At 36.6% G+C, this 21,389-nt stretch carries 11 protein-coding genes; all 11 read left to right on the forward strand.

What is annotated here, in order from left to right; genetic code table 11:
* Positions 1-29 precede the first annotated feature (29 nt).
* The 11 genes from DMB71_RS14645 (at position 30) to DMB71_RS14695 (ending at position 21,369) form a co-directional block, all read left to right on the forward strand.
* The gene (locus DMB71_RS14645) at positions 30-719 is read left to right on the forward strand and encodes a DUF3826 domain-containing protein (protein ID WP_111367293.1); all 690 of its coding nucleotides are present in this window, start codon (positions 30-32) and stop codon (positions 717-719) included.
* A 50-nt stretch (positions 720-769) separates the two neighbouring features.
* Positions 770-2,476 carry a polysaccharide lyase gene (locus DMB71_RS14650; RefSeq protein ID WP_111367295.1) on the forward strand — a complete coding sequence of 569 codons (1,707 nt, stop codon included), beginning with the start codon at positions 770-772 and terminating at the stop codon, positions 2,474-2,476.
* A gap of 252 nt (positions 2,477-2,728) precedes the next feature.
* On the forward strand, positions 2,729-5,881 hold the full coding sequence (locus DMB71_RS14655; protein ID WP_239452982.1) for a DUF6298 domain-containing protein: 3,153 nt from the start codon (positions 2,729-2,731) through the stop codon (positions 5,879-5,881).
* Positions 5,882-6,056: 175 nt separating this feature from the next.
* A complete protein-coding gene (locus DMB71_RS14660; protein ID WP_111367297.1) occupies positions 6,057-7,460 on the forward strand; it encodes a glycoside hydrolase family 140 protein in 1,404 nt (467 codons plus the stop codon).
* Between the two features lie 182 nt (positions 7,461-7,642).
* Positions 7,643-9,211: a glycoside hydrolase family 28 protein gene (locus DMB71_RS14665; RefSeq protein WP_111367299.1), complete on the forward strand. Its 1,569-nt coding sequence runs from the start codon at positions 7,643-7,645 to the stop codon at positions 9,209-9,211.
* A gap of 79 nt (positions 9,212-9,290) precedes the next feature.
* Positions 9,291-10,208 (forward strand): glycoside hydrolase family 43 protein, encoded by a 918-nt coding sequence (locus DMB71_RS14670; protein WP_111367300.1) that lies wholly within the window; start codon positions 9,291-9,293, stop codon positions 10,206-10,208.
* A gap of 93 nt (positions 10,209-10,301) precedes the next feature.
* On the forward strand, positions 10,302-12,164 hold the full coding sequence (locus tag DMB71_RS14675; protein ID WP_111367302.1) for a sialidase/neuraminidase family protein: 1,863 nt from the start codon (positions 10,302-10,304) through the stop codon (positions 12,162-12,164).
* A 191-nt stretch (positions 12,165-12,355) separates the two neighbouring features.
* On the forward strand, positions 12,356-15,136 hold the full coding sequence (locus tag DMB71_RS14680) for a glycoside hydrolase family 78 protein (protein ID WP_111367303.1): 2,781 nt from the start codon (positions 12,356-12,358) through the stop codon (positions 15,134-15,136).
* A 200-nt stretch (positions 15,137-15,336) separates the two neighbouring features.
* Entirely contained in the window at positions 15,337-16,755 is a 1,419-nt protein-coding gene (locus DMB71_RS14685) for an acetylxylan esterase (protein ID WP_111367305.1), read from the forward strand.
* 318 nt (positions 16,756-17,073) lie between these two features.
* Positions 17,074-19,524 (forward strand): glycoside hydrolase family 95 protein, encoded by a 2,451-nt coding sequence (locus tag DMB71_RS14690; RefSeq protein ID WP_111367306.1) that lies wholly within the window; start codon positions 17,074-17,076, stop codon positions 19,522-19,524.
* Between the two features lie 276 nt (positions 19,525-19,800).
* On the forward strand, positions 19,801-21,369 hold the full coding sequence (locus DMB71_RS14695) for an MGH1-like glycoside hydrolase domain-containing protein (protein ID WP_111367308.1): 1,569 nt from the start codon (positions 19,801-19,803) through the stop codon (positions 21,367-21,369).
* Positions 21,370-21,389 lie beyond the last annotated feature (20 nt).

The raw sequence follows: 21,389 nt of genomic DNA on the forward strand, positions 1-21,389 counted from the left end.
GTTTCTAAAATTATAAAAAGAAAAAAATCATGATACTAAATAAAATAAACGCAGGCTTATTATTGTTGGTTTTCGCATTTTCAACTTTGAATGCACAACAGCATTTAGATTCTGAATATGTAAAAGTTACCAACGAAAGAGCCGCAAAAATCGTTACCAAATTAGATTTGAAAAACGAAGCAAAAGAAAAAGCAGTTTCAAATATCATCGCGCAGCAATTCAGAGATTTAACTGAAATTCAAGATGGAAGAGATGCTGAAATAAAAAAAGTAAAAGAAGACACTTCTTTAGCTAAAGAAAAGCAAAACGATAAAATTGATAAACTGAAAGCAAAGGCAGACGAATCAATTGCAAAACTGCACAAATCTTATATCAAAAAATTAGGAAAAGAATTATCAGAAGATAAAATTACTGAGGTTAAAGACGGAATGACTTATGGTGTGCTTCCTATTACGGTTGCAGGTTACAACGATATGCTTCCAAACTTAACAGCAGAGCAAAAAGATTATATCTACAAAGCTTTAGTTGAAGCTAGAGAACACGCAATGGACGCAGGTTCTTCTAAAGAAAAACACGGATGGTTTGGCAAGTACAAAGGAAGAATCAATAACTATTTATCAAAACAAGGTTACGATTTAAACAAAGAAAGTGCTGACTGGCACAAACGTATTGAGCAAAGAGAGAAGAATAAACCAAAAGATTCAACTTCGAAAGAATAATTCTCTGAAACACTTTACACCAATAACTATTAACTAGACCACACAATACAATGCAAAATATTTTTCCAAACCGTACTTTAAAGAGAACCTTAATGGCTTTCTCATTTTGTTCACTTGTTTCATCGGCGTATGCCCAATATCCCGTAATTCCAAAAGATGTTCAAGCAAAAGCAGATGCTGTTTTGGCTGATGAAGAAAAAAGGCTAAGCGAAATCTGGAATGCTAATCTTCATATAATCAAAGAAGAAGCAAAACAAGGAAAACCTTATTTACCTTGGGCTTCTTATCCAAAAGATTTTGTTCAGGCTGATATTCCTGCTTTCCCGGGTGCTGAAGGCGGTGGAGCATACACGCAAGGCGGACGTGGAGGAAGAATATTTGTGGTTACAAGTTTAGAAGACAGCGGAAAAGGAACTTTTCGTGAAGCCTGTGAAGCTGTGGGAGCAAGAACAATCGTTTTTAATGTTTCGGGAATCATTCAATTGAAAAAAAGAATCAGCATGCGTGCGCCTTACGTAACCATTGCTGGTCAAACTGCTCCAGGTGATGGAATCTGTATCGCTGGAGAAACTTTAGAAATTGACACACATGATGTTATCATCAGACACATGCGTTTTCGTCGTGGCGCTACAGAAGTGACGAGAAGAGACGACGCATTGGGTGGAAATCCGATGGGAAATATAATCGTAGATCACTGTTCTGTAAGCTGGGGATTAGACGAAAATATTTCTTTATACAGACATCAGTTTGCAGCTAATGCAAAATCAAAACTGGAAAAACTGCCAGCTTGTAATATCACGATTCAAAACACCATTTCATCAGAAGGTTTAGATACGTACAATCACGCTTTCGGAAGTACAATAGGCGGATTGAATAGTACTTTTATGCGCAATTTATGGGCAGACAACATTTCTAGAAACGCTTCTATCGGAATGTATGGCGACTTTAATTTTGTGAATAACGTAGTATTCAATTGGTGGAATCGTACTCTTGACGGCGGTGATTATCGTTCGATGTTAAATATCATCAACAACTATTTTAAACCTGGACCAATTACTCCGCAATACGAACCTATTGCACATAGAATTGTAAAACCAGAATCGGGTTATATTGAACCAAAACAATATGGAAGAGCGTATGTTTCAGGAAACTTTATTGTTGGTTCACCTGAAGTGACAGCGGACAACTGGAATGGCGGAGTACAATTGGAAAACCTTCCAGAAGCAGAAACAAAGGAATTTTTAGCAGCAATCAAACAGCCAAAACCTTTCTCGATGCCGGCATTCAAAATTATGGGAGCCGAAGAAGCATATGAATATGTTTTAGCAAATGTTGGAGCAACAATTCCAAAAAGAGATGCAGTTGACGAAAGAATCTTAAAACAAGTCCGTACAGGAAAAATCGAAGTAAAAGACGGTTTAGAAAACTCAATCGGAAAAGAATTTATTAAAAGAAGATTGCCTGCGGATTCTTATAAAAAAGGGATTATAACACATCCTAACCAAGTTGGAGGATATCCAACATACAAAGGAAAAGCGTATAAAGATTCAGACAACGACGGAATTCCGGATGCTTGGGAGAAAAAATATGGTTTAAATCCGAATGATGCTTCAGATGCCAATAAAGATGCAAATGGAGACGGTTATACCAATATCGAAAAGTATTTTAACGGAATCGATCCAACAAGCAAAACAGATTGGACGAAAATCGAAAATAATACGGATACTTTGGCGAAAGTAAAATCATTATTACAATAGTAAAGTATGAAGACCTAACAGGTTTTAAAAACCTGTTAGGTCTCTTAAACATAGAACAACCATCCAGTTTGTCATTTCGACGAAGGAGAAATCTTCGTTAGTAGCTCCGCATAGTTGAGCAACTTTGTAGAGTTTCTTTCGAAGATTTCTCCTTCGTCGAAATGACAAGATTGTGGAAAAAGACAAACCTAAAAATTATATGAGCTTATATTACTTATATGGTTTAATTTTAAAGTCTAAAAAAATATTAAGGTGAATTTTATCCAGTTTAAAAATACAATCAACCTTCCAAAAGATAAAATAATTTTGTCTGGTTTGATGTTACTTTTAAGTCTAAACATCACAGCCCAAAGCAATTTCCCAGATATCATAAAAACCAAAGAAGGAAAACTTTCTTTGACAACTGACAGTCAAGGAAATCAAATCCCTGACTTTTCTTTTGCAGGATACAGAAATTCTGAAGTTTCAATTCCAAATCTTGAAAATAAGATTTTTGTTTCCAAACAAGAAGAAGATGCAACGCAGAAAATCCAAAACGCCATTGATTATGTAAGTTCATTAAAACCAGACAAATCAGGTTTTCGTGGAGCTGTTTTGTTGGATAAAGGAATTTTCAAAATCAGCGGAACATTATACATTAGAAAATCAGGAGTTGTTTTAAGAGGAAGCGGCAATACAGAAAACGGAACTGTACTTTTAGGAACCGGATTAGAAAGAGAAGCTTTAATTAGAATTTTGGGTGTAAACGATAAAGAGTATAAAGATTCATTTGAATTTGCCAATGCTTACACACCACTTGGAACACAGAAAATCCAGTTAAAAAATACTTCAAAATTAAAAGTTGGAGACGAGATAGAAATCAGCAAACCTTTAACAGATAATTTCATTAAAGAAGTAAACATGCAGGATTTCGGGGGAGAAACTTCTTGGATTGGATGGAAAAAAGGCAATTGGACGACAACTTGGAATAGAGTTGTAACCAAAATAGACGGAAACGAAGTAACTGTAAGTGCACCAATTACGATGTCATTAGATGATGTTTTCGGAACTTCAAAAGTAACCGTTTATTCGTGGGCAGGAAGAATCGAACATATCGGAATTGAAAATATTTTAATAAAATCAACTTACAATCCTTCAAATTTAAAAGACGAAGAACATCGTTGGCAAGCAATTAGCATTGAAAACACCAGAAATGCTTGGGTAAAACAAGTAAATTTCAAACACTTTGCAGGCGGAGCCGTTACGGTTTTAAAAACAAGTCAGCAAGTAACGGTTGAAGATTGTATTGCAACAGAACCAATTTCTGAAATCGCTTCATTTAGAAGACATACTTTTTATACAGAAGGTCAGCAGACTTTATTCCAACGCTGTTATTCAGAATTTGGATATCATGATTTCGCTGTAGGCGGATTTGGAACAACAGGTCCAAATGCTTTCGTACAATGCGAATCACATTTACCATTCGAAAACAGTGGAGCAATCGGAAGCTGGGCAACCGGAGTTTTATTTGATATTGCCAATATTGATGGAAAATCTTTAAGTTACAACAACAGAGAACAAGGCGGAAGAGGTGCAGGATGGACAGCAGCCAATTCTGTAATCTGGGAATCTTCAGCATCAAAATTAGAATGTTATAGTCCGCCAACAGCACAAAACTGGGCTTTTGGAGTTTGGGGACAATTTGGAGGAAACGGACATTGGAAAAACGTAAACGAACATATCAGTCCAAGAAGTTTATTCTACGCACAACTAGAAGCGAGATTAGGAAAACTTCCAGTTCAGCCATTTATTTACGATTTAGGTTCAGAAGCCTCTTCAAGTCCGAGTGTAGAAGTAGCTGCAGAATTAACTAAAAATTCAGCAACAACCGCAAAAAGTTTACAAGAATTGATTGCAGAAGCTTCAAAAGCAAATCCGATTGACACTTACAGTAAAGGTTTAAAAAATGCAAACGATTTAAAAGTTGCTTTAAATAAAACAGAAAAATCAACTTCAAAAGTAACAACGGAAAACGGCTGGTTAACTTTTGAAGGAAAAGTAATTGCAGGAAAACAAACCAACGTAGCATGGTGGAGAGGTGATTTAAGTGATGATTTCGTTAATAAATCAACACCGCATATTACTCGTTTTGTTCCAGGAAGAACAGGAAACGGATTGACTGATAAAGTGCAAGAAACGGTAGATTATCTAACTAAAAATAATATTGTTGCCTTAGAACATAATTACGGTTTATGGTACGACAGAAGAATGGACGATCACGAACGTGTTCGCCGAATTGATGACGATGTTTGGCCACCGTTTTATGAACAGCCTTTCGCAAGAAGCGGACAAGATTTTGCTTGGGATCATTTAAGCAAGTACGATTTAACAAAATTCAATGATTGGTATTGGAGCCGTTTAGCGCAGTTTGCAACATTGGCAGAACCAAACGGACAACTGTTAATCAATCAGCAATATTTTCAGCATAATATTTTAGAAGCTGGAGCACACTGGGCAAGTTCGCCTTGGCGTTCTGCAAACAACATTAACAGCACAGGATTTCCAGAACCGCCACCTTATGCAGGAGACAAACGCATTTTCATGGCAGAGCAGTTTTATGATATTACGAATGCTCAAAGAAGAAAACTGCACGAAGGTTTCATCAGAAAATCATTTGAAAACTTTCAGGAAAACAGCAACGTAATTCAGTTAACAAGTGCTGAATATACAGGGCCATTACATTTTATGGAATTCTGGATTGATCAGGCACAAAAATGGAAAGATGAAACAGGTAAAAAAGGTTTAATTGGTTTAAGTGCTACTAAAGACGTTCAGGATGCGATTTTAAATGATGCCAAAAGAAACAAGACCGTTGATGTAATAGACATTCGTTATTGGTATTACAAAGAAGACGGCTCAGCTTACGCACCGCAAGGAGGTGTAAATTTAGCACCAAGACAGCACGCCAGAAAACTAAAAACCGGAAAAGAAACCGACAATCAGGTGTATCGTGCCGTTCGTGAATACCGAGAAAAATATCCGGAAAAAGTCATTTTATATTCAACAGACGGTTCGTCAAGATTTGGATGGCCAGCTTTAATGGCAGGTGCTTCATTGCCAAACATTCCGAAAATCGAATTGCCTCAGTTTTATTCCGCTTTAAGCGAAATGAAATTAGTTGCTGGAAATACGTTTTCAGACAATCTTTGGAAATTAGAAAACAAAGGAAAAAGCTATCTTTTTTATTTGAAAAACGATCAAGACATTACAATCGATCTAGCAAGCGAAAAAGGAACATTTGAAGTATTTGCAATCAATGCTTCAACAGGAAATATAACCAAAAAAGCAAATATCAGCGGAGGAAAACAAGTAACCATTCCACAAGCCGAAATAAAAGAAAAAGTGCTTTTTGTAGTAAGAAAGTAAAAGAAGGGTTTACCACGAATTACACGAATTTGCACGAATTTAATTTTTAATTAAATCTGCTTAATCTGAAAAATCTGCGTGAGATAATTAAGAGAAAGCAGAGAAAAAAATTAGTGAAAATTCGTGTAATTCGTGGCAACCAACCCAAAAAACATAAATTCAAAAACAACCCAAAATGAATCTGAAAATTAAATCTTTATACGCTCTTAGTATAAGCTTTATGTTGACAGCACAAAGCGGATTTTCGCAATCTGCCAAAACAAAAGCATCTCTGCCTGAAATCAAAGTATCTAAAAATCAGCATTATTTTGTTACCGAAAATGAAAAACCATTTTTCTGGCTAGGCGACACAGGCTGGCTTGCATTCGGAAAACTGGACAGAGCAGGTATTGAGAAATATTTCAAAGACAGAAAAGACAAAGGATTTAATGTAGTTCAGGTTATGGTTTTGCATAACATCAATGCCGTTAACGTTTATGGTGATCCGGCTTTGATAAACGAAGACGTTTCAAAACCATTGATTACGGCAGGAAATGATTTTAAAGATGCAAAACAATACGATTATTGGGACCACGTCGATTACACTTTAGATGTAGCTCAGAAAAATGGAATTTACGTAGCCATGGTTCCAGTTTGGGGAACCAACGTTTCAAAAGGAAATAAAGTAAGCAAAGAACAGGCAACCGTTTACGCAAAGTTCTTAGCTGACCGTTATAAAAACAGAACCAACGTAATTTGGTTAAATGGTGGAGACACTCATGGAAACGAATTTCAGGACATCTGGAATGCCATCGGAAATACTTTAAAAAGCAACAATCCAAAGCAATTAGTAACTTTCCACCCGTTTGGAAGAACCGATTCTTCAGAGAATTTTCACAACGAAAAATGGTTGGATTTTAACATGTTCCAATCGGGACACAGAAGATATGATCAGGATTCTTCAAAAACGAATTTCAAAGAAGACAATTACAAATTTGTTCTAAGAGATTTTGAATTAAAACCAACAAAACCTACACTTGACGGAGAGCCATCTTACGAAGGAATTCCACACGGTTTGCACGATACTTTACAGCCAAAATGGACAGCAAGCGACGTTCGCCGTTACGGATATTGGTCGGTTTTATCAGGCGGTGCAGGTTATACATACGGACATAACGCTGTAATGCAAATGTTCAGAAAAGGCGATAAACCAGCATACGGAAACAAAGAATTATGGACATCGGCTATCAATGCTCCTGGAGCAAAACAAATGGTTTACATTAAGAAATTAATGGAAGAAGTGCCATTTTTAGAAGGAGTTCCAGATGTTTCTTTAGTGGTAAATCAAGGCGAGAAATACGACTATATTCCAGCCATAAGAGGAGAAAAATACGCTCTACTGTATACTTACAACGGAAGAATAATAGAAGTAAAACTTGGAAAAATTGCTGGCGATAAATTCGAAGCAACTTGGTATAATCCGAGAAATGGAAAGAAAACTAAAATCGGAACATTTGATAACAAAGGAACACAGAATTTTCAGCCCGCTGGTAAAAAAGAAGATGGTAATGACTGGGTTTTGATTTTGAGATCTATTTAAGTGATTAGTGAAAAGTAAAAAGTAATTAGTGAAATGCTTTGATTCATAAAAAGAGAATACAAAGCTCTCGCAGATTTTGCAGATAAAGCAGATAAAAAATCCATTTAATCTGTGAAATCTGTGGCAGAAAAAAAAATCTGCATAATCTGCTAAATCTGCGAGAGAACAAAACACACACAACTATGAAAAATATACTAATAATACTCTGCTTCATAACCGGACTAAATACCACTTTCGCAAACGACGGCTGGATAAACATTCTAAAAGAAGGCGGAAACAACAAAGGAGTAAAATGCACACAAGCCATTCAAAATGCTATTGAGAAAGCATCTAAAAACGGTGGAGGAACCATCTTTTTCCCTGCTGGAGAATACTTAACAGGAGCCTTAACATTAAAAAGCAACATTACGATTCACTTAGATTCTGGAGCACTTTTAAAATTTTCAGAGAATTTTGATGATTTTCTGCCTTATGTAGAAATGCGTTATGAGGGAATTGTAATGAAAAGTTTCCAACCTTTATTTTATGCCAAAGACGTAGAAAATATCACTATAACAGGAAGAGGTATAATCGATGGACAAGGAAAAGCGTGGTGGAATGAAGTGTACCGAATCGAAACGGCAAAAGAACCGCTTCCTCCAACCAAATACCAAACCATGTGGGAAGAACAAAACAAAGGACTTTACACAGAACCATATTATAAAAGAACAGTTGATAAGAAATTCTTTAGACCATCTTTCTTTCAGGCTTATAACTGTAAAAACATTTTAATTGAAGGCGTTACGTTCAAAAATTCGCCTTTCTGGACCATCAATCCAGAATTTTGTGATAATGTAACTGTGACCGGAATCTCAATTTTCAATCCGCATTCGCCAAATACAGACGGGATTAATCCTTCTTCTTGTACCAATGTTCATATTTCAAACTGCCATATCAGCGTTGGAGACGATTGCATCACAATCAAATCGGGAAGAGATGGCGACGGACGTAAATACGGAAAAGCAACAGAAAATGTAACCATTACAAATTGTACAATGTTAAGCGGTCACGGCGGAGTGGTTATCGGAAGCGAAATGTCAGGCGGAATCAAAAAAATCACAATTTCAAACTGTGTTTTCGACGGAACAGATCGCGGAATCCGAATCAAATCGGCTCGTGGAAGAGGTGGCGTTGTAGAAGATATTCGTGTCGACAACATAGTTATGAAAAACATCAAAGAAGAAGCCATCGTATTAAGTCTTTTCTACGATAAAGGAACTACAGTTGAACCTGTTACAGAGAAAACGCCAATTTTCAGAAACATTCATATGAGCAACATCACGGCTTCAAACGTAAACAAAGCGGGACAAATTCTGGGAATTTCCGAAATGCCAATTCAAAACATCACTTTCTCGAACATCAATATGGACGGAAAAGAAGGTTTTACGGTAAGTACAGCAACAGATGTGGAATTTCATGATGTAAAAGTAAACGCAACTGTAGGTTCGTCGTTCAAAATCTCAGATTCAAAAAATGTGATTTTGGATAATGTTGGATCTTCAACAGCGATAAAAGGGGTTCCGGTTATCAAATTAGATAACGTTTCAAATGTATTAATCAACAATAATTTTCCATTCAATCCAACCGATATTTTTATCGAGGCGAATGGAAAAGACACTAAAAATATTTTCCTGAAAAACAATGTGTTCAACAACGTAACAACAGCCATTAAAAAAGGAAAAGATTTAGATAAAAAAGCAATTACTGAATAGATTATAATAACACCAATTTCACGAATTCACACCAATTTAATTCGTGCTAATTTGTGAAATTAGTGTTCAATTTTAGATCATGAAAAAAATATTCATCATAATAACCCTTTCACTTTTTGCTGTGAGTTATTCGCAGAAAAAGAAAGATTTATATCTTTTTACTTCATTTAGAGAACCCGCTACAGAAGGTTTATATTTGGCATATAGCGAAGACGGTTACAACTGGAAAGGATTAGAAGGATCATTTTTAAAACCAGAAATCGGAGCCAGTAAAATCATGCGCGATCCGTCAATAACAAAAGGAGCAGACGGAACCTATCACATGGTTTGGACAACCGATTGGAAAGGCGGAAACGGTTTTGGCTATGCAAGTTCAAAAGATTTGATTCATTGGTCAGAACAGCAATACATTCCCGTAATGAAAAATGAACCAGAAGTGGTAAACGTTTGGGCGCCTGAGATTTTTTATGATGATGTGAAAAAAGAATATATAATCATTTGGGCATCGACAATCCCGTTCCGATTTCCAAAAGGAGTGGAAGAAGAGAAAAACAACCACAGAATGTATTATGTAACGACAAAAGATTTCAAAACGTTTTCGGACACTAAATTATATTACGATCCAGGTTTCAGCGTAATTGATTGTGTTATTGTCAAAAAAGGAAAAAAAGATTATGTTTTGGTTTTGAAAGACAATACAAGACCGATGCGAAACATAAAAATAGCTTTCGGAAAATCGCCTTTAGGGCCGTTTGAAAAAAGTTCAGCGCCTTTGACAGAGTATTTGTCAGAAGGCCCAACAGTGGTGAAAGTCGATAAAAACTGGCTGTTGTATTATGACAATTACGGTTCAAAAAATTATAAAGCGTTAAGCACAACAGATTTTGTTCATTTTGAAGATGTATCCTCCAAAATAAGCCTTCCTGGAGGGCACAAACACGGAACGATTACAACAATCTCTGCAGACGTTTTAAAAGGATTAATTGATAAAAAATAAAAGATAATGCCACAGATTTCGCAGATTCTCACAGATTAGAATTAAAAAAAAATCTTTTTAATCCGTGTAATCTGTGGCAAAAAAGTAAATAAAATGATTGCTTTCCAAAACATAAAAAACAACATCATCACAGTCACAATCCTTTTGGCTTGCAACGCTATAAATGCACAAAATGACACGGCGCGTTATGTTGGTAAAACACTTTCAAACATCGATTACCATCACGGACAATTAAGTCCTGCGGTTGGAGTTCACGCGACACAAATCATGCGTGCGAGCCGTGAACATCCCGAAAAAGCAGATGGTTTTGGATGGACATACAATCACCAACCGATGATGGCGTATTGGAATAACACGTTTTATTTACATTATTTAAGCGATCCTTCGGGAGAACATATTCCGCCAAGCCAGACCTTATTAATGACTTCCAAAGATGGAGCAATATGGACAAAACCAGAAGTAATTTTCCCAATTTACCGCATTCCTGATGGGTGGAAAAAAGAAGGAGTTGAAGGAGTTGCTAAAAATCTCGATGCGATTATGCACCAGAGAATGGGCTTTTATACCTCAAGAGACAACCGACTTTTTGCTTTAGCGTATTACGGAATTGCAATGGATGAAAAAGATGATCCAAACGACGGAAAAGGAATTGGACGTGTCATTCGTGAAATCAAGAAAGACGGAAGTTTTGGCGAAATCTATTTCATCAGATACAATAAAACATGGGATAAATCGAAATCGAAATTCCCATTTTATACTGCATCAAAAGACAAAGGTTTAAAAAAAGCCTGCGTAGAGATTTTATCTGAACCGCTGGTTTTACAGCAATGGGTAGAAGAAGCCGATCGTGACGATGAATTAATTCCGTTACAGAAACCATACAAAGCATTTAGTTATTACCATCTACCAAACGGAAATGTTGTTGGTTTATGGAAACATGCGTTAACATCCATCAGCAGAGACGGAGGAAAATCTTGGGATTATATGCCGTTGCGTGCGCCAGGATTTATAAACAGTAATGCTAAAATCTGGGGACAAAAAACATCAGACAATCGTTATGCGACGCTTTATAATCCATCAGAATATCGTTGGCCTTTGGCGATTTCAACAAGCGATGACGGACTGAATTATAAAGATTTATTATTGGTTCATGGCGAAGTAAGCCCGATGCGTTACGGTGGAAACTACAAATCTGCAGGCCCTCAATACGTTCGCGGAATCACAGAAAAGAACGGAACTCCGCCTGACGGAAAAATCTGGGTAGGCTACAGTATGAACAAAGAAGATATTTGGGTGGCTTCGATTCCTGTTCCTGTAACTTCGGTAGTAACAGAAAATGTAAATGACGTTTTCAATAATCTTCCAGACGGACAAGAATTGAAATTATGGAATACGTACGATTTGTCATGGGCATCAACCAAAATAGAAAAGAAAGCCGATGGTAAAAAATGGCTGACGTTAAGAGATCAGGATTATTTTGATTATTCCCGTGCCGAAAGAGTGATTCCTTTCGCCTCAAAAATGGAAGCCGTTTTCACCGTAAAACCAGAACAAAATAATTATGGTTTATTGCAGATTGAGTTTCAAAACAAGCAAGGTCTGCCTTCTGTAAGATTGATTTTTGATTCGGATGGAGAATTAAAGGTGAAAAATGGTGCGCGTTTGAGTTCGGTTGCAAAATACGAAGCAAACAAAGCCTATACAATCGCAGTTAAATTAGATGCTAAAAACCGTCAGTACACTATAAAAGTAAACGATGGTAAAGAGTCAACGAAGATATTTTATGCGCCAACAGATGGTTTTGAGCGAATCATGTTCCGCACAGGAGAGCAGAGACATTCGCCAGATCCGGACACAGCGCCAGACACAGACGATTACGACGACCTGCCTCAAACCGGAAAATTAATCCCAGAAGCAGTATTCAATATCGAATCGTTGATTACTAAAAAGTTGTAAAAGTTTAAATAGCCACGAATTCACGAATTATTTTATAAACAGTGCGTAGTTATTTGCCACAGATTAAAATGATTAACACAGATTATAATCCAATTAATCCTTTAATCTGTGGCAGAAAAAATTAGAGAAATTAAACGCAAAGAAAAAAAATGAGTTAATTCGTGAATTCGTGGCGAAAAAAAATATACAAAGTGAAGTTTTTTAAAAGCATATTATTAGTCATTTGTCTTCTAGTAACTATAGTTTCTAAAGGACAAATTTTGCCTGTACGTTTAACAACAGAAATGGCAGAAAATCCATTAGCAGTGGTTGAGAATCAGCCGAGATTAGGTTGGCAATTGGTTTCAAAAGAATCTGATGCTTCTCAGGTTGCATTTCTAATTTTAGTAGCTTCATCAGAAGAAAAACTAAATAATGACGATGGAGATGTTTGGAATTCAGGAAGAGTAAATTCAGATAAAAACCTGCATATTCTTTATAGCGGAAAACCATTAAAAAGCGAAACCAAGTATTTCTGGAAAGTTAAAGTTTGGAATCAATCAGGAAAAGTTTCAAAATGGAGTAGAATCGCTTCGTTCAGAACGGCGCCAATAGAATCAGATTTAAACGCAACTTGGATTGGTGCGATTACTAAAGCCGACAGTCATTTGCCGGAAGGAAGAAACTACCACACAGCCACTTTCAATAGAGAAAAAAAGATGTCCTTTATCAATGCTTCTGATTCTTTGGCACGCAGAAGTATCATGCTTCGTAAGCCTTTCGAAGTAGAAAAAGCAGTCAAAGAAGCCGTTGTTTATATTTCAGGTTTAGGACATTATGAATTGACTATTAATGGGAAAAAAGTGGGTAACAGCCAATTTGCGCCTTTGTGGACAGATTACGACAAAACGGTTAATTACAATGTTTACGAATTAAGCTCAAAAGAATTTCAAAAAGGCGATAACGTAATTGGCGTTCTTTTAGGAAACGGAATGTACAATACGCTTGCCGAAAGATATACCAAATTCTTTGTGAGTTTTGGTCCGCCGACTTTATTCTTTAAAATGAAAATTAAGTATAATGACGGTTCAGAAGAAATTATAAAGTCTGATGGAAGCTGGAAATACAGTAAAAGTCCGATTACATATAACAGTATTTTTGGAGGAGAAGATTACAATGCCAATTTAGAGCAAAAAGACTGGAATCGTAAAGGATTCAAAGATAGAGATTGGAAAAAAGTAGTCATTCAGGAAACGCCAAAAGGAGTTTTAAGACCGCAGACAGCACCACCGGTTATGATTCAGAAACAATACGAAGTGAAAACCGTAAAAGAACTGAAACCCAATTTCTATGTTTTTGATATGGGACAAAATCTTTCTGGATTTCCAACCATCAAAGTAAAAGGAAAAAGAGGGCAAACGATTCGCGTTTGGGTTGCTGAAGGTTTAAATGAAGAGGGAACAATTGCACAGGGAAGATCTGGAAAACCGTATTATTATGATTACACTTTAAAAGGCGATGGAGTTGAAGAATGGACGCCAAAATTCAGTTTCTACGGTTATCAGTATGTTCAAATTGAAAATATTAATTATAAAGAAGATAAAAACAAAGAGCTTCCAACTTTAGTTGATTTAAAATCGAATTTTATCTACAATTCGGCTGGAGAAGCAGGAAATTTTGCTTGTTCAAATGAGATTTTCAACAAAACTCACGAATTGATTAACAACTCGATAAAAAGTAATTTCCAAAGCGTTTTTACCGATTGTCCGCAACGTGAAAAGTTGGGCTGGTTGGAAGAAATTCAGTTGAATGGTCCAGGTTTAATGTTCAATTATAATCTTCAGACTTTCCTTCCTGCAACGATGCAGAACATTTCTGATTCACAACGTGATAACGGTTTAATTCCGACAATTGTTCCAGAATATGTCATTTTTGGAGGCGATTTTACCGATTCTCCAGAATGGGGCGTAACAGGCGTAATTCTGCCTTGGATGTATTATGAATATTATGGAGATGCTTCACTATTAGAGAAATATTATCCGATAATGAAAAAGTACGTCGATTATTTAGGAACCAAAGCAACAAACAATATCGTTTCTCACGGATTGGGCGATTGGTACGATTATGGAACACATCCTGCGGGATATTCTAAAAATAGTCCGATTGCGCTTTCTGCCACTTCGCATTATTATTATGGAGCGTATTTGACTGCTAAAGCAGGGAAACTATTAGGGAAAACTGAAGATTTTGAAAAGTACAACACATTAGCTTTGGAGATTAAAACCTCTTTTAACAAGGAGTTTTTCAACAAAGAAACCAAACAATACGGAACCAATAGTCAGTTTAGCAATGCCGTTCCGATTTTCATGGATATCGTAGAACCGCAGTATAAAGAGGCAGTAATGCAAAATCTTTTAGCCGATATCAAAGAAAAAGGAGATCGTTTGACAACGGGAGATGTTGGAAATCGTTATTTATTCCAAACTTTGGCAAGAAACGGCGAGAACGAAACCATGTTCAGAATGCACAATCATTATGATGCGCCGGGTTATGGTTTTCAGATTAAATTTGGCTTGACCACTTTAACCGAACAATGGGATCCAAGAAAAGGAAATTCGTGGAATCACTTTATGTTAGGTCAGATCGAAGAATGGTTTTACCAAAGTTTAGCCGGAATCAAATCGGATCCTGAAAAACCGGGTTTCAAACATTTCTTTATTCAGCCAGAAGTGGTCGGCGATATGACTTTCGCGAAAGCGGATTATCAATCGGTTTACGGAAAAATAGCTTCTTCTTGGGAAAAGAAAGAAGGTAAATTTATTTTGACCGTTCAGATTCCGGTGAATACAACAGCGACAATAAAATTGCCGGTTGCTAAAAATTCAGAAATAAAAATGGATGGTAAAAGATTTAAGGCAGGTTTTGATGAAAAAGCACAAAAGCCTGTTTTAGAATTAGGATCGGGAATTTATACAATAGAATGTCAATTGTAGTTATGAGTTATGAATAGTAATTAAGCTCGAAAAGAACAGAAAAATCAATTGCCTCCAGCTTTAGCTGGAGGTTCAAAATAAGAAAAGTCAAAGGCTTTAGTCAAATGAATAAGTTAGGCTAAAGCCAATTAAAAAAAATCAATTTATTTCCTCCAGCTAAAGCAGGAGGCAAATCAAAAAATGCGTTGAATTATATCAAAATGAAAAAAATAAAATACATCTTCTTAGTCTCCATTTTTGCTTTGACATTTGCCAATGCGCAAAGCACTTCTGATACGAATTTTAGAAAACCAGTATCAGAAACGCTTAAAAAAATCGAGACTACTTTTAATGTAACCATCAACGACGACAGAGGATTACTGAAAGGAAAAGAACTGGACTATGCCGACTGGAGAATTGAACCTGGAAATCTGCCACTTTCACTGACTAACATTTTAGCGCCGTTTGAATTGATGTATTTTAAACAACCCGATGGAACCTACATCATACGCAAGTATGAAAACCATAAAGTTTCCATAGATAAAGGAAAAGAACGCTTGTTTTACTTAGAAAGCCTTTATTCGACCAAAGAAGAATGGGAGAAACGCAAAACGGAGTTAAAAGCTTGTATGATTGCATCATTTGGATTAGAAAAGGCACCCCCAATGCCCAAGTCTAAACCACTTTTAACTCCAAAAAGAATTTACAAAGACTACAGTGTAGAAAATATCGCTTTGGAAATTCTTCCGGGAGTTTATGCCACAGGATCGATTTACAAACCGTATCCGTTCAATAAAAAGTCGGCTGTAATTATTACGCCTGACGGGCATTTCGGAGACGGAAGATACAGAAAAGACGAGCAATACCGTTGTGCCATGATGGCGAAAATGGGCGCAATTGTAGTCGGTTACGATTTATTTGCGTGGGGCGAATCGTTATTGCAGTTTCCAGAAGAAACGCACAGAAATAGCATTGCATCGACTGTACAATTGTTGACAGGAATTCGTTTATTAGATTATTTGTCAACCGTAAAAAATGCCGACATGTCAAGAGTTGGCGTAACAGGAGGTTCTGGCGGAGGATCACACACGATGTTTTTATCGGCGATTGATGATCGTGTGAAAGTTTCAGCTCCGGTTGTGATGGTTTCGTCACATTTTTCAGGTGGTTGTCCATGTGAGAGCGGACGCGGAATCCACTTATGCGGAAACGGAACTAACAACGCTGAAATCTCAGCTATGATGGCGCCAAAACCGCAATTAATAGTTTCGGATGGAAAAGACTGGACATTGGCGGTTCCTGAGTTGGAATTTCCTTTTATCCAAAGAACATATGAATTGTACGGAAAGAAAGATTTAGTAGAAAATGCCCATTTTGCAAAAGAAGGTCATGATTTCGGAATCTCGAAACGTATGGCTTTGTATCCTTTTATGGCGAAATATTTAAATTTAGATTTAAATAAAGTGAAGAACGATAAAGGCGAAATCGACGAATCGACTTGTGTAATCGAACCAAAAGAAAAATTGCTTGTTTTTGGAGATAAAGGAGAAAAACTTCCAAAAAATGCTTTGAAAGACATCAACAAATTATATGAAATGTTCGCAGAAAAAAATCTGAAGGTTCACGAGGTAAAAAAATAGATTTGTAGCCACGAATTCACGAATTATTTTTTATAAACGAAACGCAATTTTTACCTGAAATTAATCGAATTAGCCTTTTCGGTAAAATTAGAGAAATAAAACGCAAAGAATAATTAGGGAAAATCCGTGAATTCGTGACGAAAAAAAAGACATTTATTGGGCTAAGAAATAGCTACGAATTCACGAATTATTTTTTATAAACGAAACGCAATTTTTACCTGAAATTAATCGAATTAGCCTTTTCGGTAAAATTAGAGAAATAAAACGCAAAGAATAATTAGAGAAAATCCGTGAATTCGTGACGAAAAAAAATATACTATGAAGTTAAAAATTAAAATAACAGCAATCTGTCTTGGAATTTTTTCCATAACTGCAACAGCTCAAAACGATCTAAAATTATGGTACGATAAACCAGCATCCATCTGGAACGAAGCTTTGCCTTTAGGCAACGGACGTTTAGGTGCAATGGTTTTTGGCGACCCAGCAGTAGAACGTTTACAATTGAACGAAGAAACCATTTGGGCAGGATCTCCAAACAGCAATGCCCATTCTAAATCGATAAAAGCATTGCCAATTGTTCGCCAGTTAATTTTTGACGGAAAATTTGATGAAGCGCAGGATTTAGCAACGCAGGATATTATGTCGCAAACGAATGACGGAATGCCGTATCAAACTTTCGGAAGTGTTTATATTTCATTCAACGGACATCAAAAATATACGGATTATTATCGTGATTTAGACATCAGTAACGCTACAGCGAAAGTTAAATATAAAGTAAATGGCGTCGAATTTACTAGAGAAATTCTAACTGCATTTTCAGATCAGGTTATTGTGGTCAAACTTACTGCGAGTCAGCCGGGACAGATTACTTGTAACGTTTTTATGAATAGTCCGATTGATAAAACAGTCTCTTCGACAGAAGGAAACCAGATTATACTTTCGGGAGTTGGAACTAACTTTGAAGGCATAAAAGGAAAAGTAAAATTCCAAGGCCGATTAACCGCTAAAAACAAAGGCGGTCAAATCGATGCCAGTAACGGCATTTTAAGTATCAATAAAGCCGACGAAGTGACTTTATACATTTCGATTGCAACCAATTTCAAAAACTACCAAGATATTTCGGGAGATGAAATCGCAAAAAGCAAAGACTATTTAGCGAAAGCGGAAACAAAAGATTTTGAAACCATAAAGAAAGCCCACGTTGATTATTACCAAAAATTCTTCAACAGAGTTGCTTTAGACTTAGGTTCAAACGAATTGACGAAGAAACCAACAAACGAACGAATCAGAGATTTTTCAAAACAATTTGATCCGCAGTTGGCTTCATTGTATTTCCAATTCGGACGTTACCTTTTAATTTCGAGTTCACAGCCAGGAGGACAGCCAGCCAATTTACAAGGAATCTGGAACGATATGGTGACACCGCCTTGGGACAGTAAATACACGACAAACATCAATGCCGAAATGAACTACTGGCCGGCACAAGTAACCAATTTGCAGGAAATGCACGAACCTTTTGTGCAAATGGCAAAAGAATTGGCTGTAACGGGTGCAGAAACTGCGAAAATGATGTACAATGCCAGCGGATGGGTTTTACATCACAATACCGATATCTGGCGTGTAACCGCTCCGGTAGATTCAGCTGCTTCGGGAATGTGGCCGACTGGTGGCGCTTGGGTTTGTCAGGATTTATGGGAAAGATATTTATATACAGGAGATAAAAAGTATTTAGAAGAAATTTATCCAATAATGAAAGGCGCTGCTGATTTCTTTTTAGATTATATGGTTATTGATCCAAATACAAAATATTTGGTTGTTGTGCCTTCAAGTTCACCTGAAAACACGCACGCAGGCGGAACTGGAAAAGCGACAATTGCATCGGGAACGACAATGGATAATCAGTTGATTTTTGATTTGTTTACGCATGTAATCGAGGCTTCGGCTTTGGTTTCACCAGATGCATCTTATGTGAAAAAAGTAAGCGATGCTTTGGCAAAAATGCTTCCAATGAAAGTGGGTAAACATAACCAATTACAAGAATGGCAGGACGATTGGGACAATCCGAAAGACAATCACAGACACGTTTCGCATTTGTATGGATTGTATCCAAGTAATCAGATTTCGCCAATAAAAACACCTGAATTGTTTGAAGCGGCAAAACAATCACTGATTTACAGAACAGACGAATCTACAGGCTGGTCAATGGGTTGGAAAGTGAATTTGTGGGCAAGATTATTAGACGGAAATCACGCTTATAAATTGATTCAAGATCAATTGCATTTAGTTACAGCAGATCAAAGAAAAGGAGGAGGAACTTATCCAAATATGTTAGATGCACATCAGCCATTTCAAATTGATGGAAACTTTGGATGTACTGCTGGTTTTGCCGAAATGTTGATGCAGAGCCAAGAAGATGCGATTCAGTTATTGCCTGCTTTGCCAACGGTTTGGAAAGACGGAAGCATAAAAGGTTTAGTTGCAAGAGGTGGTTTCGTAATTGATATGACCTGGAAAAATAATAAAGTTTCGGAATTGCAAATTTACTCGAAAATAGGAGGAAACTGTCGATTGAAAGTTGAGAATACTTTAAAAGGTTCTTCGCTTAAAAAAGCAAAAGGGAAAAATTCAAATCCGTTGTTTTATGATGTGGAAGTGAAGAAACCGATTATTTCTAAGGAAGCAAAATTGCCTAAAGTAGAATTGCCAAATTACAATATTTACGATGTAAATATGAAAGCAGGGCAGACTTATACTTTTACTGGGAATTAATATATGAGGTTAGACCTAACAGGTTTTTAAAACCTGATAGGTCTTGATACGTTTCCTGCAAGGTTTTTAAAACCTTGTAGGTATGAAATTGAAGGTTTAGTTTTTAATTAAAATAAAACACCTACAAGGTTTTGAAAACCTTGCAGGAGATCGAAAATGAAAAGTTCTCTTGCGTGAGTGATGGAAGTGGAGCTCTCCCGATTTTTCATTGGGAAGCGGGAACGGACAGCACGACCCGGAGGGGCACGCCCAAAATATTAAAATCAATTGAATAGAATGTTGACAAATTTCAAACATAAAATAATAACACTTTCAATAGTAATTGCATGTTTAAACAGCAGTTGCAAATCTGGTGCAGACCATTCGCAAAAAGGAAAATCAGTTATTTTAAAAGAAAAAAGCTTCAAACATTATGTTGATTACTTCAACACGATGGAAGATGAAAACTTGAAGTTTGCAATTCCAAATGACAGTGCTTGGGCTTGGATGGAAAAGAACATTCCATTGTTTGAATGTCCACAACAGAATTTTGAGGAGATTTATTATTTTAGATGGTGGAGCGTTCGCAAACATATTAAAAATACACCGCAAGGATTTGCGATTACCGAGTTCTTGGTTGATCGTTCGTATGCCGACAAATACAATATGATTAGTTGTGCTTTGGGACACCACATCAACGAATTCAGATGGGTTCATGATCCGAAATACATTGAGCAGGATGTGAAACTTTGGTATAGAGGAAATGATGGAAAACCAATGAACAAATTGTATAAATTCAGCAGTTGGACAGCCGATGCTTTGTACAATGGTTATTTGGTGAATAAAGATGAAAAATTCTTATTGGATTTGTATCCTGATATGGTTACAGATTATGCCGTTTGGGAAAAAGACCGTCAGCGCAAAGATGGTTTATTTTGGCAACATGATGTAAAAGACGGGATGGAAGAATCCTTAAGTGGCGGACGAAAAGTACAAAATGCAAGACCGACAATTAACAGTTATATGTATGGAAATGCTGTAGCAATTTCTAAAATGGCTGAAATGAAAGGCGATAAAGAAGCAGAAGCAAAATTCAAAGCGAAAGCTGATGTTCTGCAAAAATTAGTAGAAACGAAATTATGGAATCAGAAAAGCGATTTTTTTGAGACCTTTACAGAAAAAGATACTTTGGCGCAGGTTCGAGAAGCAATTGGATTTATTCCGTGGTATTTTAATCTGCCGGAGCAAAATAAAGGTTTTGAAAAAGCGTGGGAGCAAATTAAAGATGAAAAAGGATTTTCGGCTCCGTTTGGATTAACAACAGCAGAAAGAAGAAGTCCGAGATTTAGAACACACGGAACTGGAACCTGCGAATGGGATGGTGCAATTTGGCCATTTGCAAGTTCGCAGACTTTAACCGCTTTGGCGAATGTTTTGAATAATTACAATCAGAATTATGTTGGCAAAACAGATTATTTCAAGCAGATGGAATTGTATGTTCAGTCGCAATATTACAGAGGAAGACCTTATTTGGGTGAATATTTGGATGAGATAACTGGATATTGGTTAATGGGTGACAGAGAAAGAAGCCGTTATTACAATCATTCGACTTTCAATGATTTAATGATTACAGGTTTGGTTGGTTTACGTCCGAGAGCTGATGAAAAGATTGAAGTAAATCCGTTGATTCCGCAAGAAAAATGGGATTGGTTTTGTTTGGATAATGTTTTATATCATAGCAATATCATTACCATTCTTTGGGATAAAACAGGAGAAAAATATCATAAAGGAAAAGGTTTTAGAATCTTTAAAAATGGGAAGGAAATTGCGGTTTCTGATAAATTGGAGAAGTTAGTTTCTGAATAATTTTAAACCGATAATGTCGA

Source organism: Flavobacterium tistrianum (assembly GCF_003254545.1).
Lineage (GTDB): Bacteria > Bacteroidota > Bacteroidia > Flavobacteriales > Flavobacteriaceae > Flavobacterium > Flavobacterium tistrianum.

Coding starts and splice junctions, on each gene's coding strand:
- DMB71_RS14690 (WP_111367306.1), top strand. CDS start 17,074: ATGAAGTTAAAAATTAAAATAACAGCAATCTGTCTTGGAATTTTTTCC.
- DMB71_RS14645 (WP_111367293.1), top strand. CDS start 30: ATGATACTAAATAAAATAAACGCAGGCTTATTATTGTTGGTTTTCGCA.
- DMB71_RS14685 (WP_111367305.1), top strand. CDS start 15,337: ATGAAAAAAATAAAATACATCTTCTTAGTCTCCATTTTTGCTTTGACA.
- DMB71_RS14660 (WP_111367297.1), top strand. CDS start 6,057: ATGAATCTGAAAATTAAATCTTTATACGCTCTTAGTATAAGCTTTATG.
- DMB71_RS14650 (WP_111367295.1), top strand. CDS start 770: ATGCAAAATATTTTTCCAAACCGTACTTTAAAGAGAACCTTAATGGCT.
- DMB71_RS14675 (WP_111367302.1), top strand. CDS start 10,302: ATGATTGCTTTCCAAAACATAAAAAACAACATCATCACAGTCACAATC.
- DMB71_RS14665 (WP_111367299.1), top strand. CDS start 7,643: ATGAAAAATATACTAATAATACTCTGCTTCATAACCGGACTAAATACC.
- DMB71_RS14670 (WP_111367300.1), top strand. CDS start 9,291: ATGAAAAAAATATTCATCATAATAACCCTTTCACTTTTTGCTGTGAGT.
- DMB71_RS14695 (WP_111367308.1), top strand. CDS start 19,801: ATGTTGACAAATTTCAAACATAAAATAATAACACTTTCAATAGTAATT.